Genomic DNA, 20,912 nt, shown 5'->3' with positions numbered 1-20,912 from the left:
TCAGTTTTCCTTTGTTGCTAATTTACCTAACAGTTCCAATGCAGCCATCTGATAGGCCAGAGAACCCGGCGAATTCTTTTCGTAAGTGATGACGGTCTGTCCCCAGGAGGGTGCTTCCGAGATGGCGACCTGGCGGGGAATATTGGTGCGCAAAGTCTGATCGGGATAGTGTTCGCGCACATCGCTCTCGACTTGAGCAGCCAGATTGGTTCGCTTATCAAACATGGTGATGAGGAACGCCAGCAGTTCCAGCTGAGGATTCAAAGCGTCGCGAATCTTGCTCATGGTATCAGTCAAGAGGGATATTCCCTCCAAAGCGTAGTACTCCGCTTGCACTGGAATTAATACCCAGCGGGCGGCGCAAAAGGCATTCAGGGTCAACAGCCCCAGCGAAGGGGGGCAGTCAATGAGAACCAAACAACCGGACTTGTCCGCCAAGTAGTTATTCACGGCTTCGCGCAAGTAAAAACTGCGGTCAGCCTCATCGGCGAGTTCCATTTCCACGCCGGCCAGGTCTACGGTGGCGGGTACCACCAGTAGAGAATCCTGTTGCGGGCAAGGTTGGGCGACTTCCGCGAGGGTGGATTGCCCGGTGTACACGTCATAAAGCGAAGGGGTGCCTACATGGTGGGCGATGCCCAGGGCGGTCGAGGCGTTGCCTTGCGGATCGGTGTCAATGACCAGGACCTGCACGCCGCGCTGAGCCAAAGTCATAGCGATGTTGACCAGGGTGGTCGTCTTACCGACCCCGCCCTTTTGATTCGCGACCGCGACGACCTGATTGTGGCGCAGCTGGGGAGTTTCCTCGGAGGCAATGGCCTGGCGCACCTCCATAGATTTACGTAGTTCACGAGCGATGGGGGTTTCGTTCTCGGAGGTCGGAACGCGCGGACGTAGGGTCCGATGAATAGAATCCGGACGCTCGCTGTGATGGGGGACTACGACCTTTGGCCGTTCGTTATCTGCCACCATAAAACTCCCTTCTTTCCTCTCCAGTCTACTTCATGGGGGGACGTAAAAAAATTCACCTTCGCCGAAAACTTATCCACACGCTATCCACAAGATAATCCGCGTGGTTGCGCCGGTTGACAATTGTTTACACAGGTCAAGCACGAGGCCAACAATACATTTTTGCGAGGCAAATTTCACAAACCAAAAGTGGTAATAAACTCCTCTCGCGCCGCCGCCCACACATAACTATACTGGCAAACGCCGGCACAAAAATGTTTCACGTGAAACAATTGCTTATTTCTTAACCAGTCGAACCACACGGGTCGGTTCTCCGGTCAAGGGGGTAGACACAGTTAACACCTCGGGCAAAGACACCTTTTGTTTGGCAAAGACATAGTTAGCCTTTGCTTTGTCAATCTCTGCTTCCACCGAAGCTCCCTTTAAGAACAGCATCGTGCCGTGCTTTTTTACCAACGGCGCGGTCCAGCCCAGCAAAGTCGAAAGGTTACCCACCGCCCGCGCTGTCAGGTGCGAAAACGCCTGTTTACCGCGAAACTCCTCTGCACGAGCGTTACAGATCCGCACGTTATCCAGGCCGAGTTCTTCGACACAAAACTGCAGCCACTCACAACGGCGTGCCATAGACTCTATCAACGTCAAGCTCAAATCCGGCCGACCGATGGCCAGCACCAAACCGGGCAGCCCCGCGCCGGAACCGACGTCGGCGACCTGGACGCCCTCGGGAAGGAACTCGCTGAGTACCCAGCAGTTCAAAATGTGTCGGCTCCAGATGCGTCCCGCCTCTCGGGGACCCAGCAACCCCTGTTCTAAACCCTCATGGCTGAGCAAGTCTGCGAAGTAGCGCATCTGGTCAGCGCTGGTATCAAAGACTTCGGCAAGGCCGTGGGGTTCGGGTTCAACCGATACCTCAGCGAGCGCGTCTTCGGCCAGCTCATCCGCAGCTAAATCTGTCACGGTATGTCTTTCCGCCAGACTCTATCGGTTAATCTTCGTCAGCCGAGGTATCAGAGTCCTCGTCCAAGGCTGCCTCATCTGAGTCCAGCGCGTCGTCTGCACTGTCGTCAGCCGCCTCATCAGCGTCGTCAAAGTCGTCCAAAGGTTCGTCCCCGAAGTCCTCTTCGTCGTCGCCCTCATCGAGGGACAGTACGACGTAACGGTTGGGCGCGAGTCCCTCGGATTCGGAATACAGCCCCATTTCGGCGGCTTTGTCGTGACACACCTTGCGTTCAAAAGGATTCATGGGATTGAGCTGGACCGGCTCACCGGTTTCCTGCACTTGCGCACCCAAGCGTTCCACCAGTTCCTGCAGCTCAATGCGACGATTGGAGCGGTAGCCCGCAATATCAAGCATGAGCCGGGACCGTTCCCCGGTCTGGGACTGCACCGCCAGGCGGGTCAGTTCCTGCAAAGCTTCCAGCACTTCGCCGTGCCGACCAATCAGCCGTTTCAAACGACGATCCGGCTCGGCATCGCCTGTAACGATTTCGACCAGGGCGCGCCCGTTCTCAACATCAATCTCGATGTCTCCGTCCAAATCGACGATATCCAGCAGTTCCTCTAAATAATCAGCGGCCAAGTCGCCTTCGTTTTCCAGCCGCTCCATCTTGGATCCGCGATTGGCAACAACTTCGGTGCCTTCTTCGATAATGTCTAAATCATCCATTGTTTCACTCATGTTTATGTTCCCTCGATTCCCTCGGCGACACGCTGCGTCGTGCCGCCTAAAAAATTTCGTGTCTATTTGTTCCCTTGCTTCTTTTTTGACTTCTTTTGCTTAGCTTTGCGTTCAGCTGCACGTCTTTCAGCTTGTTTAGCAGCTCTTTGGCTGGCGGTCAGCCCATCCTTGCCGACCTCATCCGGATCTGGTTCCGTCTCGGCGAGCGCCTCGGCCTTGTCCTGATCGAACTGGGCGCGATATTCCTCCCAGCCTTTCTGGCCGGGCTGCATCCGCTGCTGCCTGCCGCCTTTGCCTTGAGCGTCAACCGAACCGAAGTTAATCTCCTCCAACCCCAGCTCCATCCGACGCTTCTCTAACTTGTGAATATGGGCCAACCGGGCTTCCCGCATAGCCACCTGAACGCCCTTTTGATTGAGCCCCACCTCGTTAAGCTCAATCCTTTCCAGCTCGGCGTTCAGTTGTTTTTCCTGCTCAGAGCGGTATTTTTCAAACTTCTGTTCGTGCGCGTCGGCGCGCCACCGGGCGGCAGCCGAACCACGAGTGGGGTAGGCCCGAATCATAAAGTACTGCTGCACCAAGCTCCACGTGTTGGAAGTCACCCAGTAGATAAGCAGTCCCACCTGCACGACCGGGCCGGTGAACAGATAAACCAGGGGCATAAAGTACATCATGGACTTCGTGGACTTCACCATCGGGTTATCCGAATGCAACTGTTCGTCACTCATATTCTTCATCGAGAGGAGCGCCGTCTGGACAAACATGGTCACGACCAGGTAAGCCACCATAATCCCGATGACAATCTTGGTCTGCATGGTGGAAGTCGGACCGAACATGGTCTGACCCAAAGATTCACCAAAGAACGTGGAATCCCACAACGCTTTGGCTTGCTCCTGACCCATCCCGCCAATGGAATCATGTTCGGGCATGGTTCCTTGCGCGACCGCCGACATATAGTAGAGCAAGCGATACAGCGCAAACAGTACCGGCATCTGCACCAACAGTGGCAGGCACGAGGCCGACATGGAAGCGCCGTACTTCTTTTGCACGGCTTTCATCTCTTCTTGCTGGCGCATCATAGACTGCTGGTCGCGCTTGCCCTTATATTTCTTGGTGATAGCGGTCAGTTCGGGCTGAGCTAGGCTCATAGCGCGCGAAGCCTTAATCTGTTTGATAAACAACGGCACAATAATCAGCCGCACCACGATAGTCATCCCGACAATGGCCAGCACCCAACCAATACCGGCACCTGACTTGACCCCGAACAGTCTCAGCATCTCGTGGACACCGCGCAGAATCCAGCCCACCACCCACATGAAGGGGTACAAAATCTGATCATAGAGAGACAGTTTGGCTTCCCCAGCAGCCGAAACCAGGCTCAGCAGCATGACACCACTCCTTCTTTCGTTTCCATAGTTTCCCCTCTCGCCCCGGCGGTCCACAGTGGGTTCTGACCGGGGAAAAAGCCATAAGTTTGGGCACTGACACTGCCAGGTTCGGTCCACGGATTGGTCCAGGAGCCTTTGACCGGAGGGTAGTCCACGCCTCCGTCAGAGTAGGGGTTGCACCGTAGCAGCCGCCACACGGTCAGCGCTGAGCCTTTCCAAAATCCGTGTACTTGCAAAGCCAGGTCCGCATAGTGCGAACAGCTGGGATAATACTTACAAACCGGCCCGAACGCCTTTGACAAAGTATGTTGATAAATATGTATCAGCAAGCGCGCCAGATTCGCCGGCAGGTGCCATCCCCACCGCCATACTGCCTTGCCTGTTAACACCGCATCTATCCTAACTTTTAGGGTCTACCCTCGCGGGAAACTCGATGAACCGGGCTGAAGGGAATGTAAAAGCGCCTGGTGACGTTTGCGAGCCATCTTTTGCAACACCACCCCGACTTGGTTTTCCAGCTGGGAATAGTCCACCTCAGCGATGCCAGCTTTGGCATAAAACACGTTTACAGAACCCACCGGAAACTGCCGAATGCGGCCGCGCACCAAGTTACGCAAGCGACGTTTAATGAGGTTGCGTCCAGTAGCGTGTTTCACAAACCGCTTGGCCACGACGAAACCGATGCGAGCCGGTTCGTCTCCTGTACCGACAAATTGGTGTAACACCAGGTTAGGGCTGTGAGCGTGGCTTCCCTCGCGCATCGCTAGGCGAAAGTCCTGAGCGCGGGTCAGCCGGTTAGCCTTGGCCAGCATCAGTGTGGGCTTAGACCGCCAGACGCTTCCGGCCGCGACGACGCCGAGCGCTGATTACCGCCCGTCCCCCACGGGTGGCCATACGATTTCGGAAGCCGTGCTTGTGGGCGCGGCGACGATTATGGGGCTGATAAGTCCGCTTAGTCACTTTGTTCTCCTGAAAAATAATCCCGGGCAAACCCGGGCCGCAGTCAAGTCATAAGACGAAGCTCTAATTTATCCCAAATGACAGGTTCCTTGCAAATTAGCGCAAAAGTCCCGCCGCGCGCACCAGCCAGGAAAAAATTGGAAAACTTGCATGTAACTGCACCTCATACCGAAGTTACACCGTTGTAACTTTGTCCACAGGCTGTGGATAACTTTGTGGATTTCACTAAAGAGTGGCAAGATTTATTCAGTTTTATCTGGATGGATTTCGAGCCAAGGAGAGTACTTACCGTGGACGATGCGGCCTGGGAAATCGGCACCAACGCCGACCTTGGACCAGCCGATTTCTGGGTCAGAGCCCTGCAAAACCTCAGTGCTTCAGGCAAAATTGGGGACTTCGACTTGGCGCTCATACGCCAATCTAAAGGGTTGGGGGAATCCGGAGACGCGGCAGTGTTGGCGGTTTCCAGCAATGACGTCAAGACCATGATTGAGTCAAAGTACTACGAGCTGTTTAAAACCACGTTTGGTGAGGTCCTGAACCGTCCCATCAATAACTTGATTGTGACGGTGGACGAAAATTTGGGTAACACGACTCCCGCACCCCAAACTTTTGAACCCGCTCCGCCCCAGCCCGCCCAACCGAGCGCTCACGCGGCTCCCGTGTGGGAACCGGGGGAAAGCCACCAAATGCTGCACATTGACCAAAACACGGGACTGAACCCGACCTACACTTTTGACTCTTTCGTCATCGGTTCCTCGAACTCGTTTACCGCTGCGGCCGCGGAATCTGTCGTGGCCTCACCGGCAAAAGCTTACAACCCGCTGTTTATCTATGGCGGTCCGGGTCTGGGAAAAACCCACCTGTTGCACGCCATCGGTAACTACGCCCTGGAGCTGTACCCCGACTCGAAGGTGAAATACATTTCCTCCGAGGAGTTCACCAACGAGTTCATCAACGCCATCGCCTCTCAGACTTTCGCCGATTTCCAGGCTCGTTACCGGGAAGTCGACTTCCTGCTCATCGACGACATCCAGTTCCTGGCCGGTAAAGAACAAACCCTCGAGGAGTTCTTCCACACCTTTAATACGCTGCACACCGCACAAAAACAGGTCGTCATCACCTCCGATGTGGCTCCCAAAGAGCTGAAAGGCTTCGAGGAAAGGGTTCGTTCGCGCCTGGAGTGGGGTTTGATGGCAGATATTCAACCCCCCAGCCTAGAGACGCGCATCGCTATTTTGCGTCGAAAAGCCCAGGCCGGAAGCCTGCAGATGCCCGACGACGTAGCGGAGTTCATCGCCTCGAACGTCGATTCGGACATTCGCGCCCTAGAAGGTGCTTTGATTCGGGTCACGGCGTATTGGTCGCTCAACCACGTGCCTGCCACCATTGAAACCGCGAAACTGGCGATTCGCGACCTGATGACCGGCAAGGGCACCAAAGAGATCACTCCCGAAATGATTATTGACTGCACCGCCCAATACTTTGCGTTGAAGTCCGAAGACCTGCTCTCCGCGAACCGGTCGCGCACCGTGGTGGGACCGCGCCAAATCGCCATGTACCTGTGCCGAGAACTGACCGACCTGTCACTTCCCCAGGTCGGAGCCGCTTTCGGGGGTCGCGACCACACAACGGTCATGCACGCCAATAAAAAGGTCGCAGCCTCCATGAAGGAAGACACCCAGACGTTCAAGTCGGTTTCCGACATTTCCGACGCGGTACGCCGTGCCACCCGCGAATCCTAGTTTCAGCTGCTTTCCCCAGCAGTTTTTCGTTTCCTTCTGCCTTTGTTGTTCTGTTCACAAGGTCGGTGCGGACAGTATCTCTTGAGTTCACAAGGTGCGTGGGGCGGGTCGCGGTGTACCGCTCAAGGGTCGCGGGGGAGGAACCTAGCGACATCGGGGGAGCACCCTCCCCCATCGCGTCTCCGCTACGCTCTCGCCGCGATAGGGCCCCCTCCCCAGCGTCGTACGGGTTCCTCCCCCGCTCCCATTCCGGTTACCGCAATATTTGGTGACGGGCAATCATCGGCTACTTTAAAAACCCCGCGACCCCGAACGGAACCGCGCACAACCACACCTGCGACCACTCTTGCGACCCCGAACGGAAAACCGCACAAAACCACACGTCATACCTCTTCCGCTGACACGTCCAGGGCACACTCGCGAATGTGGACAAAGCTGGGGAAGAGAGCAGGTTTTTTCGGGGATTGGCTGTGGAAGAAATTGTGGACAGCATTTAATTCACAAGCCCGCCGAGTTTGTCCCAAAAGTTATCAACTGAACTACAGATTTGTGATTCCGAACCGGCGCCTAGGAAAATCGGGTTTTACACAGAATTCACAATGGTGATGAAGGTAATTAATCTTAAAAATTTTGCGACCTCCAACCATCATCAAAAGCCTCGGCTTGGCTCGTGAACCCCGCTCGTTAGTCGGCAAAATCTGCAACCTGCGGGAGTACTCAAGAATGCCGTTTTGGGTTAGAGTTTGTATAACAACATTTAGCATTTAGGAGGAATTTCATGGAACTCGTGTTGAGACGCGACACTTTGGCAGAAGCTGTGGCATGGAGTTCCCGGTCGATTTCCCCTCGTCCGGCGGTGGCGGTGCTCTCCGGGGTACGCATCGAAGCGCGAGAGGACGGGGTCGAGCTTTCCTCCTATGACTACGAAGTTTCCTCGCGGGTGACGGTCGCGGCCGAAGAAGTCACAGAGCCCGGTGTGGCGGTAGTGGACGGCAAACTGCTCAGCGAAACGGCACGAGCCTTGCCGACCAGCGCCGACCTGGTGACGTTCGCGACGGAGGAAAACTACCTGCACATCACTTGTGGTTCTTTCAAACAAAATCTCATCATGATGCATTCTGAGGAATACCCGTCGTTGCCGCAGTTGCCGCCCAGTGCCGGGAAGGTTGATGCCGCCGCTTTTGCTCATTCGGTTTCACAAGTCGCGGTGGCCGCCTCTCGTGACGAAACGTTGCCGCTGCTGACGGGCATTTCTCTGGAGGTTCGCCCGGACAAGCTCTATCTCTTGGCGACTGACCGTTACCGGATGGCGTTGAAGGAGATGCCGTGGGCAGGTGGCCAGGGCGGGGACCAAGACCTGGTGGTGAAAGCCAAGAACTTGAGTGATGCGGCAAAGAACATTGCCACCGCCGGTGATGTCGAAATCGCGGCAGGTTCCGCCGACAGTCCCGCTTCCCTGATTGGTTTGAGTGCGAACGGACGCGTGTTTACCTCCCAGATTAACGACGGAAACTATCCTGACGTGCGCCGTCTGTTCCCCGAACCGATTAATGTTACGGCCGTGGTAAAGGTCGATCAGTTTATTGAGACCGCCAAGCGGGTGGCGATTGTGTCCTCGAATCTATCCAATCAACAAATTTCCCTGCGATTTAGCGCCGGTCAGCTGGAGTTCCTGGCGGGTAATGGCGGGGAAAACAGCGCCAGCGACACGATTCCCGCCCTGCTGAACGGCCCGGACATTGCGGTGTCTTTCAACTCGCGGATGCTGCTGGAGGGCTTGGGCGCTATCGATGAACCCTATGCGCGCCTGTCGTTCAAAGATGAGGCGAAACCTGTGGTCATCACCGGTCAAAAAGACGAAACCGGGGACGACAACCTGACGTTCCGCTACCTGATTATGCCCATCCGCACCAGCATCTAAAGTTTTCTTTATAAGGGGTAGGCCAAGAGAGGTTTTTGGGGGGCGCGTGTTTGTTTCCGACCTTGCTCTGGACTGGTTTCGTTCCTACCGTCAGGTGATTGTGCACTTTCCAACGGGAGCCAACGTCTTTGTCGGCGCCAATGGGCAAGGCAAAACGAACTTGTTAGAGGCGCTAAACTACCTGGCGGTGCTGGCTTCGCACCGGATTGGTACCGATGCGAGCCTGATTTTTCGCGAAACCGGAGACACGGCCGACCCCAGTGCGCCCCCGCGCGCGGGAGTGATTCGGGCCCGGATTCACCCCGGTAGTGACATTGCGAACCCGGACGCTAACGGGGAACTGCTAGAGATTGAACTGTTGGCGGGCCGGGCCAACCGCGCCATGATAAACCGGCACAACGTGCGCCCGCGCTCCCTGCTGGGACACCTCTCGACCGTGCTGTTTGCTCCCGAAGATTTACAGCTGGTGCAAGGCGACCCCGCTGCCCGCCGCACGTTCTTGGACCGTATCGCCATCCAGCTGCGCCCGACCCTGGCCGGGGCGTTGAGCGAATACACGAAGGTCGCCCGCCAGCGCGGAGCTTACCTGAAAGACCTGGCGAAACGCCGTGCCCCTATCGATGAAATTCAGCTGTCTATCTGGGATGATGCCCTAGTGCCGGCGGCGGTGGAAATCATGAGTGAGCGGGCGTGGGTCATCGACAAGTTGGGCGCGCACCTGCCCCAGGTGTATGCCCGAATCGCCGGACACCCTGCCCCGGTGGGGCTAACCTACGCGGACAGTGTCACGAAAACTCTCGACCTGCCCGCCAGCGAACAACAAAAACTGTGGTCAGACCCGGATTCATTGACTGCCGCGTTTCGCCAAGCCCTGGAGCGGCGCCGTGCCGATGAGGCTCGGCGCGGGGTCAACCTGGTCGGTCCGCACCGCGACGAACTGGAACTAGCCTTGAACGGCTTGCCGGTCAAGGGGTTCGCCTCCCACGGCGAGTCCTGGTCCTACGCTTTGAGCCTGCGTTTGGCGGAGTTTTCCCTGCTGCGCGACAACTTTGCTGACGCCCCGGTACTGCTGTTAGATGACGTGTTCGCCGAACTCGATGAACAGCGCCGCGCTGCCCTGCTATGGGCTATCGACCAGGCTGACCAGATGTTTTTGACCTCCGCCACCGGAACCGAAATCCCCGACGCCCTGCACGCCGCGTTCTACCGCGTCACCCTCGACCAGGAAACTCGCGAGAGCAGCGTAGAGACCCTCGGTCAGGGAGCGGCACCGGATTTTTTGCAATAATGGCAGGATAATGGCAGGACAGTTACCGTCAGCAGGGGAGGGCTCGCTCGTGGCTAAAGGCATCGACTATTCCGGGCTGTACCCCACCATGCATTCCCCCCTGCCGCGCCGCGCCTTGAAACGTTACCGGGAACTCATGTTTAGCCAGGGCTTTTACCCCCTCACCGGGAAAGTGCGTGGGTTTTCCACCGCTGCGCCAGAGACCGAGAGTTTGAGCGAACGGGAATGGCTGGATCGCGAAATCGCGAAAAAATATTACGCCGACCTGGCCAAAAGCCTCGGTTCCACACCTCACCAGATAGAGCAGTTGGCTGCCCTGGGACCGGCCACCGCCAGTTTTACGGACCTGTCGCGCCCCTCCCGTAACGACCCGCAGCAGGCCGGGTTCCTGCTGGGGCATCTGGCTCGGCGTCTGGGGTGGCAGACTCCGCTAGAGATAGCGGACGTAAAAAAACATTGGGACGAATATGTCGGTGCCCAGGTCGCGGCCCATTCCACGGTAGAGAGTTTCGAGGGGGGCAAACTCATCGTCCGTACCGACTCCACCGCTTGGGCCACCCAGCTGAAATATTTGCTCTCCGAACTGATTAAACAACTGAATCGGCGGCTCGGGGCGGGAGTGGTGAACCAAGTCATTATCCGCGGTCCCCAGGTGCCGTCCTGGAACCACGGACCGCGCAGTGTTCCGGGGCGTGGACCGCGTGACACCTACGGCTAAAACCGGGCCAACCGGCCTGATGCCAAAACTTGTTGAAACTATAAAGTCGGGATTTACGGCCCGCAGAACCCGCAAACCTAGTTGCTCACGAATTACACATAAAACGTGTTAAATCAGTCTTTACGCGTCTCTAAAGGGCAATCGCCAAAAAATTCGATAGGATTATAGTGGCGAAAAAGCCGAAAAAAGGAGACACAAACGTGAGCGATTTTGAAACGCCCGAGGAGCACTATGACGCTTCTGACATTAAGGTCCTCGAGGGCCTGGAAGCAGTGCGAGTCCGGCCCGGTATGTACATCGGATCCACCGGAGAGCGGGGCTTACACCACTTGGTTTATGAGGTGGTAGACAACTCGGTCGATGAGTCTTTGGCTGGGTACTGTGACCATATTGAGGTGACTTTACAAGCTGACGGCGGGGTGCAGGTGGCTGATAACGGCCGCGGTATTCCGGTGGCGGAACACCCTAGTGAACACCGCCCCACGGTGGAAGTCGTCATGACGATTCTGCACGCGGGAGGCAAGTTCGGCGGCTCGTCTTACGCGGTGTCCGGCGGTTTGCACGGGGTCGGCATTTCGGTGGTAAACGCCCTGTCCACCAGGATTTTGACCACCGTGAAACGTGACGGTTACGAATGGCATATTGAGTTTGGCGACGGGGGCAAAGTCATCCAGCCGCTGCGTCGCGGCGAACCCACCGATGAAACCGGGACTGTTCAGGTGTTTTACCCGGATCCGGATATTTTTGAAACTGTCGATTTTGACTATGAAACCCTGCGGACCCGTTTCCAACAGATGGCTTTCCTGAACAAGGGACTGCGCATCACCCTCACTGATGAACGCCCCAACGTGACTGCGGAAGGCGATTTCGTGACCGGAGACCAGGAAGGGGAGGCGGATACTCCCGAGGTCGGACGTCGCTCGGTGTCTTACTGTTACGAAAACGGGTTGCACGACTACGTGCATTTCATCAACACCACCAAGAAATCTGAGGTTATCCACGAGGAAATCATCGACTTTGAGTCCAGCGTGGAGGACACCGATAACGCAATGGCGCTGGAAATCGCCCTGCAGTGGACCAGCGCGTATTCCGAATCCATCTATACCTACGCCAACACCATCAACACCACCGAAGGCGGCACCCACGAGGAAGGGTTCCGCGCGGCTCTGACCTCACTGATGAACAAGGTCGGGCGGGAAAAAGGCTTCATCAAGGACAAAGACGAGAACCTTTCTGGCGACGACTGCCGCGAGGGCTTAACCGCCGTGATTTCCGTGAAAATCCGCAACCCCCAGTTTGAGGGCCAGACGAAAACGAAACTCGGTAACACCGAGGCCCGGACTTTCGTACAGCAAACCGTATATTCCCAGCTGGGGGACTGGTTCGATGCCCACCCGGCGGAATGCAAGGCGATTATTTCCAAAGCCCAGTCCGCCCAGCAGGCCCGTAACGCGGCGCGGAAAGCCCGGGACGCGACCCGGCGCAAGACCGCCCTGGATTCCTTCTCAATGCCCGGCAAGCTGCGGGATTGCTCCAGCCGGGACGCTTCCGAATGCGAAATTTTCCTGGTCGAGGGCGATTCGGCAGGCGGTTCAGCGGTGGCGGGACGCGACCCGGCTCACCAGGCTATCCTGCCGTTGCGCGGCAAAATCCTCAACGTTGAAAAGGCCCGCCTGGACCGCGCTTTGGACAACAAGGAAATCCAGTCCCTCATCACCGCTTTCGGCACCGGTATCGGCGAAGATTTCGACCTGTCGAAACTGCGCTACTACAAGATTGTGCTGATGGCAGACGCCGACGTGGACGGCCAACACATCACCACCCTGCTGCTGACCCTGCTGTTCCGCTATATGCGTCCGCTCATCGAAAACGGTCACGTGTTCCTGGCCACCCCGCCGCTCTACCGCCTGAAGTGGTCCAACAAACCTCACCAGTTCGTCTATTCCGACAAGGAAAAGGAAAAGCTGGTCACTTTGGGCCTGGACTCTGGGGCGCGAATGCCCAAGGAGGGCGGGATTCAACGCTACAAAGGCCTGGGCGAGATGAGCGCCCAGGAACTGTGGGAAACCACGATGGATCCCAGTGTGCGACTGTTGAAACAGGTCACGATGGACGAGGCCGCCTCCGCTGACGAAGTATTTTCGCTGCTCATGGGCGAGGACGTGAGTTCGCGCCGCGCCTTTATCCAACGCAACGCCCAAGACGTGCGGTTCTTGGATATCTAAGCGAACACTAACCACAAGCCACGGTGAAACTTTCACCAAGCTATTGAAAGACAAGGGAAATGGCTGATAACCAAGACAACAACGATTCCGAAGTGGAAGACATCATTCATCCCGATGCGCCCGTGATTACCGAGGCGGAATCTACCCGCGTCATGCAGGTGGATCTGGAAAAAGAGATGAAAAAGTCCTACATGGACTACGCCATGAGCGTGATTGTGGGCCGCGCCCTGCCCGATGTGCGCGATGGGCTGAAACCGGTACACCGCCGCGTTATCTACACCATGTATGACGGGGGATACCGCCCGAATGGTGGGTATTCCAAGTGTATGCGCGTGGTGGGCGACGTTTTGGGCCACTTCCACCCTCACGGGGATTTTTCGGTCTATGACGCACTAGCCCGGTTGGTGCAGCCCTGGTCGTTGCGTTACCCCTTGGTGGCTGGTCAAGGCAACTTTGGTTCCCCCGGTAACCTCGGACCGGCCGCGCCTCGGTACACGGAATGCAAGATGGCCGCCCTCGCCATGGAAATGGTGCGTGACATCGACGAGGACACTGTCGATTTCATGGACAACTATGACGGGCGCTCCCAAGAGCCGACCGTGCTGCCCAGCCGCATCCCGAACCTGCTGATTAACGGGTCGGAAGGTATCGCGGTGGGCATGGCGACCCGGATTCCGCCCCACAACCTGCGGGAAGTCGCGGACGCCGCGCAATGGTATCTGCAAAACCCCGAGGCGACCCGCGAAGAATTGCTCCAGGCCTGTCTGCAGCGCATCAAAGGCCCGGATTTCCCCACCGGCGCCACGATTCTGGGTCGGCGCGGGATTGAGGAAACCTACCGGACTGGCCGCGGTTCCATCACCCAACGCGCGGTGGTCAACGTGGAGGAACTCAACGGGCGCACCTGCCTGGTGGCGACCGAACTGCCCTACCAGGTCAATCCCGATAACCTGCAGGTTAAGATTGCTCAGCTGGTCAAAGACGGCCAGCTGCAGGGCATTGCGGATATTCGTGACGAAACGTCGGACCGAGCCGGGACTCGGATTGTGGTGGTACTGAAACGCGACGCGGTCCCGAAAGTCGTGCTGAATAACCTGTATAAACGCACCCAGCTGCAAGATTCTTTCCCCGCCAACATGTTGGCGCTGGTTGACGGGGTGCCGCGGACCCTGTCTATTGACGGTTTTGTCCACTATTGGACCGCTCACCAGGTCGATGTCATCAAACGCCGCACCGCTTTCCGGTTAGCGAAAGCCCAGGAACGGCTGCATATCTTGCAAGGCTACCTGGCGGCTTTGGATGCGCTCGATGAGGTTATCGCGTTGATTCGTCGTTCTCCGACCGCAGAAGATGCTCGGGTCGGGTTGATGGAGTTCCTGAAGGTTGACGAGGTTCAGGCTGACGCGATTCTGGCTTTGCAGCTGCGTCGGTTGGCCGCTTTGGAACGCCAAAAGATTTTGGACGAACACGCCGAATTAGAGGCGAAAGTCGCCGACTATGAAGACATTTTGGCTCGCCCCGAACGCCAACGCGCCATAGTGTCTGAGGAGCTCGGCGAAATCACCGAAAAGTGGGGCGACGAACGCAAAACCACCATCGTGCCTTTTGATGGGGAAATGTCGATGGAAGACCTCATTCCCGAAGAAGACGTGGTGGTCACCATCACTCGTGGCGGGTACGCGAAACGAACCCCGGTCGACGCTTACCGGTCCCAGCATCGCGGCGGCAAAGGCATTAAAGGCGCGACGCTGCGCGAGGAGGACCAGGTCGAGCACTTCTTTACCACTTCCTCGCACGACTGGCTGCTGTTCTTTACGAACTTCGGGCGGGTCTATCGCGCGAAAGCCTACGAGATTCCCGAAGGCGGGCGCGACTCGAAGGGTCAGCACGTGGCAAACCTGCTGGCTTTCCAACCCGAGGAACGTATCGCCCAGGTCCTGCAGGTTTCCTCGTTTGAAGACAAAGCCTACCTGGTGTTGGCGACGCGGCTCGGGTTCGTGAAAAAGACTCGGCTGACCGATTACGACACGAACCGAACGGGCGGGTTGATTGCGATCAAACTGCGCGAGGACAGTGACGGTGAGGCGGATCAGCTGGTTTCGGCGTGCCTGGTCGACGCGACCGACGACCTGATTTTGGTGTCTCGCCACGGCCAATCCTTGCGGTTTACCGCCAGCGATGAGCAGCTGCGCCCGATGGGTCGGGCCACATCCGGGGTGACGGGGATGCGGTTTAGGACCAAAGACGAACTCTTGACGATGGACGTGGTGCGCGAGGGCGCGGACCTGTTCGTGGTGACCGAGGGCGGCTACGCGAAACGCACGGCGCTGTCGGAGTACCGAGTCCAGGGTCGCGGTGGCCTGGGGATTAAGGTCGCAAACCTGGTGGAGGCCCGCGGCGACCTGGTTGGCGCGCTGGTCACCGAGGAAGATTCAGAAGTGCTGGTCATCATGGCGGGGGGCAAAATCGTGCGTTCCCGGGTCGATGAAGTCAGCCGGACCGGGCGCAACACTCAGGGCGTGATTTTCTCACGGGCTGATGAAGGCGACGGGGTCATTGCTATCACCCTCAACGTGGACAATGACCCGCAGCTGGAGGAATAACTTTGCGAAAATTCGAGCTTTGTGCGATATATTGCAAAAGTCCTCGAAATCGTCAAAGTGAGAACACGGAAGCATGAATTGAGCCGCCGGTGGCTAGGCTCTAAAATCGAGGAAACATCTGAAGGGGATGGAATATGCGGATAAAAGGAACACCCGACGGGAATAGTCCCGCCCCCAATCCCGATATGGACGCGTCCGGCGAGGATCCCAGCGTATCGTGGGCCAGGCTGGGTCACGCTGACCCCTATTCAGGTGCTTTGCAGTCTGGTGAGACTCAGGTGAAAAGACCGGTTCCGCCCCCACCGCCGGGAACCGGCGCAGAGGCGGGCGCGCGGCAGGGCTCAGCCGAGGCCGAAAATGAACCTGCTGCGGACCAGGAACCCGCAGTCGAGCCGACCCCTACCCCTCGTGAAACGAACGCCGCCGAGCGGGCCGCGGCGCGGGCTGCCAAGAAAGCCGAACGGCAAGCCGCTCGGGAGGCCCGGCGCTTGGAGGCGGCTAAACGCATGCAGGAACGCGAAGAAGCCATGGATTTGCCTGACGTGCGTCGCGTGAAGCTGACTTTGTCCCGCATCAATCCGCTCTCAGCGATGAAGATTGGGTTCCTGGTGGCGGTCGCGCTGTCCATAGTTATGTTGGTTGCGTCCATAGTGTTGTGGATTGTGCTGGATATATTGCACGTGTTTTCCTCCATGCAAGGGTTTTTACAGGCGCTTTCCGCCACGGCGTTGGTTAACCTGGTTGACGCGCTGACGTTTAGCCGGGCCATTGCTCTGGTCGCGATTTTTGGCGTGCTCCAGATTATTATTTTGACTGTACTGAGCTGGCTGTCTGCCGTGATTTACAACTTGATTGCCCGCATGGTGGGCGGGCTGCATGTGGTGATGACCGACGAATGAGACCACCCCGGCTGACGGGGCAAAACTACAGAAATAACAACGAAATCTAGTGAGAGAACCTGATGGCAGAAACGAATAAAACCGCGGAAACCGCAAACACTGAACAGAACGCGGCGGATCGCGACATAACCCTGACTTTTGTCATTCCGTGCTACAACTCCGAGGATTACATGGACGCCTGCATTTCCTCGATGATAGGGGCGGGCGAGGACACTGAAATCATCATTGTTAATGACGGTTCAAAGGATCATACGGGCGCGAAAGCTGATAAGTGGGCGCAGGCCATGCCCGACAAGATTCGGGTCATTCACCAGGAAAACGCCGGTCACGGTGGAGCGGTGATGGCGGGTCTGCGGGCGGCTCGCGGCCACTATTTTAAGGTGGTTGACTCGGACGACTGGCTGGATCGGGTCGGGTTGAACTTGCTGATGTCCAAGCTGAGAACGTTCCTAACACATAATGAACGGGTTGACCTGGTTGTCTGTAATTATGTTTACGAGCACGTGTTGACGGGTTCGCGCAAAGTCATCCGCTACAACCGCGCCCTGCCGCTGAACCGGGTTATCACCTGGAACCAGGTCGGAAACTTCGGGGTGGGGCAAAACATCCTGATGCACTCCACGGTTTATCGCACCCAGGTGCTGCGGGAATCCGGGATGGTGATGCCCAAACACACGTTCTACGTGGACAATATTTTTGTCTACGTTCCCCTCCCTTATGTAAAGAAACTCTACTATTTGCCGGTTGACCTGTATCACTACTTTATCGGGCGTGACGACCAGTCCGTGAACGAGACTGTCATGCTGGGCCGCTTGGATCAACAGATGCGTGTGACCCGGGCGTTGGTCGATGCCTACACTTTGCCCGACGACATTCCCAACCCGCGCTTGGCAAAGTATATGGAGGGTTTCCTGGCGCTGATTGTCACGGCTTCTTCGGCGTTTTCGCTGCTCCGCGGCGATCACGAAGCGATGCGGATGCGCGATGAGATGTGGAAACATATTTATGCCAAGAGCCCGCGCATGGCCCGCAATCTAAAGCGTCACCCGCTGGTTAGGGGTTCGAGCGTGAACAAAGCCCCGCTGAAGTGGGCAGCGGTTAAGACCTACCGCCTGGCTCAGCACCTCTACCGGTTTAACTAACTTCCGGGGGCGTATCTGGCGTCGGCGTGCCGAGCCCGTCCGGCTCGTTCGCTGACTCAGCAGGCTGGTACTGATTTGATTCCGAGTTAATCGGGATCCCGGCGGTGTGTTCCAAAACGATGGGCTGATGGGCCTTCAAGTGGGTCAGCCCCACGATTCCGGCGATGGCGACCAGTCCGCAGGCGATTATCCCCAACGCGACTCCCCAGGTGAAGTTCTTGCCCTCACCCAGTACGGCGATGCCGAAACACACCGCGATGATGGGGGACGTGATGGTCATCGACGCGACGACCAGCTCGGCTTGTCCGGTGGCGTAACCCTGCTGCACCATCCAGCCGGCGGTCATCGAACCAATGACCAAAACCACCAGGACTATCCAGAACATCGGGTTGTCCACCCAGTTATGGTTGCGGACAAAGATGATGAGGGTACGCACCAGCGAGGCTTCCAGACCGTAGAACATAGCCCCACCGCTGCCCCAGAAAAACGAACGCCACACGCGCGGCCCTTTTGCGCCTAACATTCCGAAAGAACCGGCCAGAATATAAATCGTGATGGCGCCGATAAAGACTTTGATGGTCGTCAGGGGCTGATCGGGCGCGGAATAGTAGGACACAAGGAAAGTGAAAACGCCGGTGGCCAGCACCGTCATCGCCACCAAAGCGCCCTCACGCTTGCGAATCCGCTGGTGAGCGACGCGTGCCTGCAAAATCATAGACCACGGGAAAGCCAGCAACCCCACGGGCTGCACCACCGTGACCGGGGCAAAGAACAGGGCGGTAATCTGGCATCCCAAAGACACTCCCATCAGCAATAACCCATGCCACCACCGGCGGTTTTTCAGGCTTGCCATGAGTTGGTCGGACTTCAGGCGCCGCCGACTTTGGTTGTGTTTGACCTCGTGGCGAATAGCGCTGTTTTGATACCGGGCAGCCAGGGCGAAACAGAACGACCCAATCACCTGCAAAGCGATGGCGAGGGGTAGGTTGTGTTCCAAGACTGTCCTCTCGATAGAGGCTGACCTGCGCGGTTGGCGGGTTCGCCGGGGTCGGTGGGCGGAGTTTCCGCAGGGTTCCCGACCCGGTTGGCGGGTGCCGTTACCGGAGATTCGGGTTTGCCTGAGTTAATGGTAGCGAAATATCCGGTTTTTCACCGGATATAGGACACCCGTCTCGGCTATTCGTCCTGTCCGGCCACAAAGGAGAGGGAGGCACGCTCCCCGCGCAGATGCGGTAGCACCACCGCTTCGGCCCGCGACAGGGCAGAACCGATGGCCATGTGCATATCTAAATACTTGTAGGTGCCCAAGCGTCCGCCGAACAGCACGTTTGGTTCGGCCGCGGCCAGTTCGCGATACTTCACAAGGCGTTGGCGGTCGGTTTCCTTGTTGATGGGGTAGTACGGTTCGTCGCCGCGCTGGGCAAAACGGGAATATTCCCGAGCGATGACGGTCTGGTCCGCGGGGTAGCGGGCGGCGCGTTCGGGGTGGAAGTGGCGGAACTCGTGGATACGCGTGTAGGGCACGGAGGGGTCGCCGTAGTTCATCACCGGGCAGCCTTGGAAGTCCCCAGTCGGTTTCACTTCCAGTTCCAGGTCGATGGTGCGCCACCCCAGCTCGCCCTCGCTGTAGGCAAAGTATTCGTCAATCGGCCCGGTGTAGACGACGGGCAGACGGCCGACCGTAGCGGCTTTTGACCAGGGGTTATCGGGGCTTTCGTCGAAAAAGTCCACGCCCAGGTGGACGGTGATGTTTTCGTGGGTGGCCATGTTCGTCAGCCAAGCACCGTATCCGTCAACCGGTAAACCCTCGTAAGTATCGTTGAAATAGCGGTTGTCGTAGTTGTAGCGAACCGGGAGGCGAGACACGATAGAGGCCGGCAGTTCGGTGGGGTCGGTTTGCCACTGTTTCGCGGTGTAACCCTCGAAAAAGGCTTCGAACAGGGGCTTTCCGACCAGGGAGATGCCTTTCGTGCGAAAGTTTTCGTTGGCGTCCTCGCCTTGGATTTCCTCGGCTTGCCGGGCGATGAGTTCGCGAGCCTGGTCGGGAGTGTAGGCGGCGTGGAAGAATTGATTGATGGTGCCGAGGTTCACGGGCATGGGGAAAACCTCGCCGTGTACGGTGGTGTAAACCTTATGAATGTAAGGCGTGAACTTGGTAAAGCGGTTGACGTAGTCCCACACGCGCTGGTTGGAGGTGTGGAAAAGGTGAGCACCGTACTTGTGAACTTCGATACCAGTCTGGGCCTCGGGTTCGGACCAGGCATTGCCGCCCAAGTGAGGGCGGCGATCAATCATGACGACTTTATAGCCGGCTTCGGCGGCTTCGCGGGCAATGGTGAGGCCAAATAAGCCGGTACCAACCACCAACAGGTCCGGCATCTCAAGGGTTTTACTCATGTCTCGAACCTATCAAAAAAAACATGCCGCCCGGAACTCCCGCGCAGTGGTGGGGATGTACTTTGGATAACGTCCGCCGACCAGTGACAAATTATTCACCGAAAGATGTCGTCGTGGCTGCCGGTGCGTTGAAACACGGCGATGCCGTTGCCCGTGCGCCACACCAGGAGCCAATCACCAACATTGGCCACATGGCATTCGTTGTTGCGCGTGTGCTTGGGCACTAGTTGTTGTCGTGTTGAATTCCCAGGTCGTCAAACATTTCTTGGGCATTTTTGAAACGCCCCGTGCCGCCTTGGGCGATGATTTCCTCGGCTTCGTGAATCGATTTTTCCGATTCTTCGTTGGGCTCTGGGTAGGACAGGCTCAGTGGAATGCGCCGTTCCCGCACCATCTGGCGGTAAAAAGCGCGGGTGACAGAAGATAAATCAAAGCCGAAATCCTCTGCGATGGAGGCAGCAGCCTCTTTCGTAGCAGTATCAACGCGGATTGTAACTGAACTCATTTGACACCTTCCAGCGATCAACGTCTTACATTATTAAGATAATGTCTTACAGACCTCTGGTCAATATCTGTTTTGTCAAGGCCTGACTGAGCGTTTTCAACCCGTTCATGTTCCGATTCCGCATTAGGTGCCGACTGGTCGTCTCACCAAAGCAAAAAAATGGGCTGCGGGGTTCGGTTATGTATTAAATTGGCGATTAAATCGGGGTTCGTGGCTATATAGACCAGCAACCTCGATTTAATCGCCAATTTCTAACACGAATCCCCGACACCACTGGAAAAATGCCAAGCGGTGACACAAGCACCATTGTCTATGTGCATTTGATATCCCCACACTCTACGTCGACAACGCCGAACATCTATCTGGCTTGTTTTCGGAGTCCAGTTGAAAGAAGTGATAATGGATGCGATCGGGAAGAGCTCTGCACAGATCCCAGCACTCACTAAGAACTACTCGATTCAATTGTGCTGAGAG

Annotated in this window: 19 protein-coding genes; 8 read left to right on the top strand and 11 right to left on the bottom strand. The window is 57.0% G+C overall.

Annotation, left to right across the window (positions count from 1 at the left end; all coding sequences use genetic code 11):
• From RQ935_RS07300 to rpmH, 7 genes are all read right to left on the bottom strand, one after another.
• Entirely contained in the window at positions 1-972 is a 972-nt protein-coding gene (locus tag RQ935_RS07300) for a ParA family protein (RefSeq protein ID WP_311497804.1), read from the bottom strand.
• Between the two features lie 273 nt (positions 973-1,245).
• Positions 1,246-1,926 (bottom strand): 16S rRNA (guanine(527)-N(7))-methyltransferase RsmG, encoded by a 681-nt coding sequence (gene rsmG / locus RQ935_RS07295; RefSeq protein WP_399532223.1) that lies wholly within the window; start codon positions 1,924-1,926, stop codon positions 1,246-1,248.
• A gap of 28 nt (positions 1,927-1,954) precedes the next feature.
• The gene (locus tag RQ935_RS07290; protein ID WP_311497803.1) at positions 1,955-2,647 is read right to left on the bottom strand and encodes a R3H domain-containing nucleic acid-binding protein; all 693 of its coding nucleotides are present in this window, start codon (positions 2,645-2,647) and stop codon (positions 1,955-1,957) included.
• Positions 2,648-2,709: 62 nt separating this feature from the next.
• A complete protein-coding gene (gene yidC, locus RQ935_RS07285) occupies positions 2,710-4,035 on the bottom strand; it encodes a membrane protein insertase YidC (RefSeq protein WP_311497802.1) in 1,326 nt (441 codons plus the stop codon).
• On the bottom strand, positions 4,026-4,424 hold the full coding sequence (gene yidD, locus RQ935_RS07280; RefSeq protein WP_311497801.1) for a membrane protein insertion efficiency factor YidD: 399 nt from the start codon (positions 4,422-4,424) through the stop codon (positions 4,026-4,028). The genes yidC and yidD overlap by 10 nt, the downstream gene beginning before the upstream one ends.
• A gap of 24 nt (positions 4,425-4,448) precedes the next feature.
• Entirely contained in the window at positions 4,449-4,847 is a 399-nt protein-coding gene (rnpA, locus tag RQ935_RS07275) for a ribonuclease P protein component (RefSeq protein ID WP_311497800.1), read from the bottom strand.
• Between the two features lie 10 nt (positions 4,848-4,857).
• The gene (gene rpmH / locus RQ935_RS07270; protein ID WP_004007802.1) at positions 4,858-4,995 is read right to left on the bottom strand and encodes a 50S ribosomal protein L34; all 138 of its coding nucleotides are present in this window, start codon (positions 4,993-4,995) and stop codon (positions 4,858-4,860) included.
• A 290-nt stretch (positions 4,996-5,285) separates the two neighbouring features.
• On the opposite strand from rpmH, the gene dnaA reads away from it, so the two are divergent.
• From dnaA to RQ935_RS07230, 8 genes are all read left to right on the top strand, one after another.
• The gene (gene dnaA / locus RQ935_RS07265) at positions 5,286-6,740 is read left to right on the top strand and encodes a chromosomal replication initiator protein DnaA (RefSeq protein ID WP_399532245.1); all 1,455 of its coding nucleotides are present in this window, start codon (positions 5,286-5,288) and stop codon (positions 6,738-6,740) included.
• Between the two features lie 778 nt (positions 6,741-7,518).
• Positions 7,519-8,661, top strand: coding sequence for a DNA polymerase III subunit beta (gene dnaN / locus RQ935_RS07260; protein WP_311497798.1), 1,143 nt, complete (start codon positions 7,519-7,521; stop codon positions 8,659-8,661).
• Between the two features lie 46 nt (positions 8,662-8,707).
• On the top strand, positions 8,708-9,949 hold the full coding sequence (gene recF, locus RQ935_RS07255; RefSeq protein ID WP_311497797.1) for a DNA replication/repair protein RecF: 1,242 nt from the start codon (positions 8,708-8,710) through the stop codon (positions 9,947-9,949).
• Positions 9,950-9,959: 10 nt separating this feature from the next.
• On the top strand, positions 9,960-10,667 hold the full coding sequence (locus tag RQ935_RS07250) for a DciA family protein (RefSeq protein WP_311497796.1): 708 nt from the start codon (positions 9,960-9,962) through the stop codon (positions 10,665-10,667).
• A 200-nt stretch (positions 10,668-10,867) separates the two neighbouring features.
• The gene (gene gyrB / locus RQ935_RS07245) at positions 10,868-12,892 is read left to right on the top strand and encodes a DNA topoisomerase (ATP-hydrolyzing) subunit B (protein WP_311497795.1); all 2,025 of its coding nucleotides are present in this window, start codon (positions 10,868-10,870) and stop codon (positions 12,890-12,892) included.
• A 59-nt stretch (positions 12,893-12,951) separates the two neighbouring features.
• Positions 12,952-15,495 (top strand): DNA gyrase subunit A, encoded by a 2,544-nt coding sequence (gene gyrA / locus RQ935_RS07240; RefSeq protein WP_311497794.1) that lies wholly within the window; start codon positions 12,952-12,954, stop codon positions 15,493-15,495.
• Between the two features lie 134 nt (positions 15,496-15,629).
• Positions 15,630-16,394 (top strand): DUF3566 domain-containing protein, encoded by a 765-nt coding sequence (locus RQ935_RS07235; RefSeq protein ID WP_311497793.1) that lies wholly within the window; start codon positions 15,630-15,632, stop codon positions 16,392-16,394.
• A 62-nt stretch (positions 16,395-16,456) separates the two neighbouring features.
• A complete protein-coding gene (locus RQ935_RS07230) occupies positions 16,457-17,536 on the top strand; it encodes a glycosyltransferase family A protein (RefSeq protein WP_311497792.1) in 1,080 nt (359 codons plus the stop codon).
• Here RQ935_RS07230 and RQ935_RS07225 read toward each other — a convergent pair.
• From RQ935_RS07225 to RQ935_RS07210, 4 genes are all read right to left on the bottom strand, one after another.
• Positions 17,529-18,533: a DMT family transporter gene (locus RQ935_RS07225; protein ID WP_311497791.1), complete on the bottom strand. Its 1,005-nt coding sequence runs from the start codon at positions 18,531-18,533 to the stop codon at positions 17,529-17,531. The two genes, RQ935_RS07230 and RQ935_RS07225, sit on opposite strands and share 8 nt — an antisense overlap.
• A gap of 179 nt (positions 18,534-18,712) precedes the next feature.
• Complete coding sequence (gene glf, locus RQ935_RS07220) at positions 18,713-19,933, bottom strand: UDP-galactopyranose mutase (RefSeq protein ID WP_311497790.1); 1,221 nt, start codon at positions 19,931-19,933, stop codon at positions 18,713-18,715.
• Positions 19,934-20,028: 95 nt separating this feature from the next.
• Positions 20,029-20,157 carry a type II toxin-antitoxin system YafQ family toxin gene (locus tag RQ935_RS07215; RefSeq protein ID WP_311497789.1) on the bottom strand — a complete coding sequence of 43 codons (129 nt, stop codon included), beginning with the start codon at positions 20,155-20,157 and terminating at the stop codon, positions 20,029-20,031.
• On the bottom strand, positions 20,157-20,438 hold the full coding sequence (locus tag RQ935_RS07210; protein ID WP_311497788.1) for a type II toxin-antitoxin system RelB/DinJ family antitoxin: 282 nt from the start codon (positions 20,436-20,438) through the stop codon (positions 20,157-20,159). The genes RQ935_RS07215 and RQ935_RS07210 overlap by 1 nt, the downstream gene beginning before the upstream one ends.
• Positions 20,439-20,912: the final 474 nt, after the last annotated feature.

Source organism: uncultured Mobiluncus sp. (assembly GCF_963511525.1).
Classification (GTDB): Bacteria; Actinomycetota; Actinomycetes; order Actinomycetales; family Actinomycetaceae; genus Mobiluncus.
This window is presented reverse-complemented; position numbering and strand designations above follow the sequence as displayed.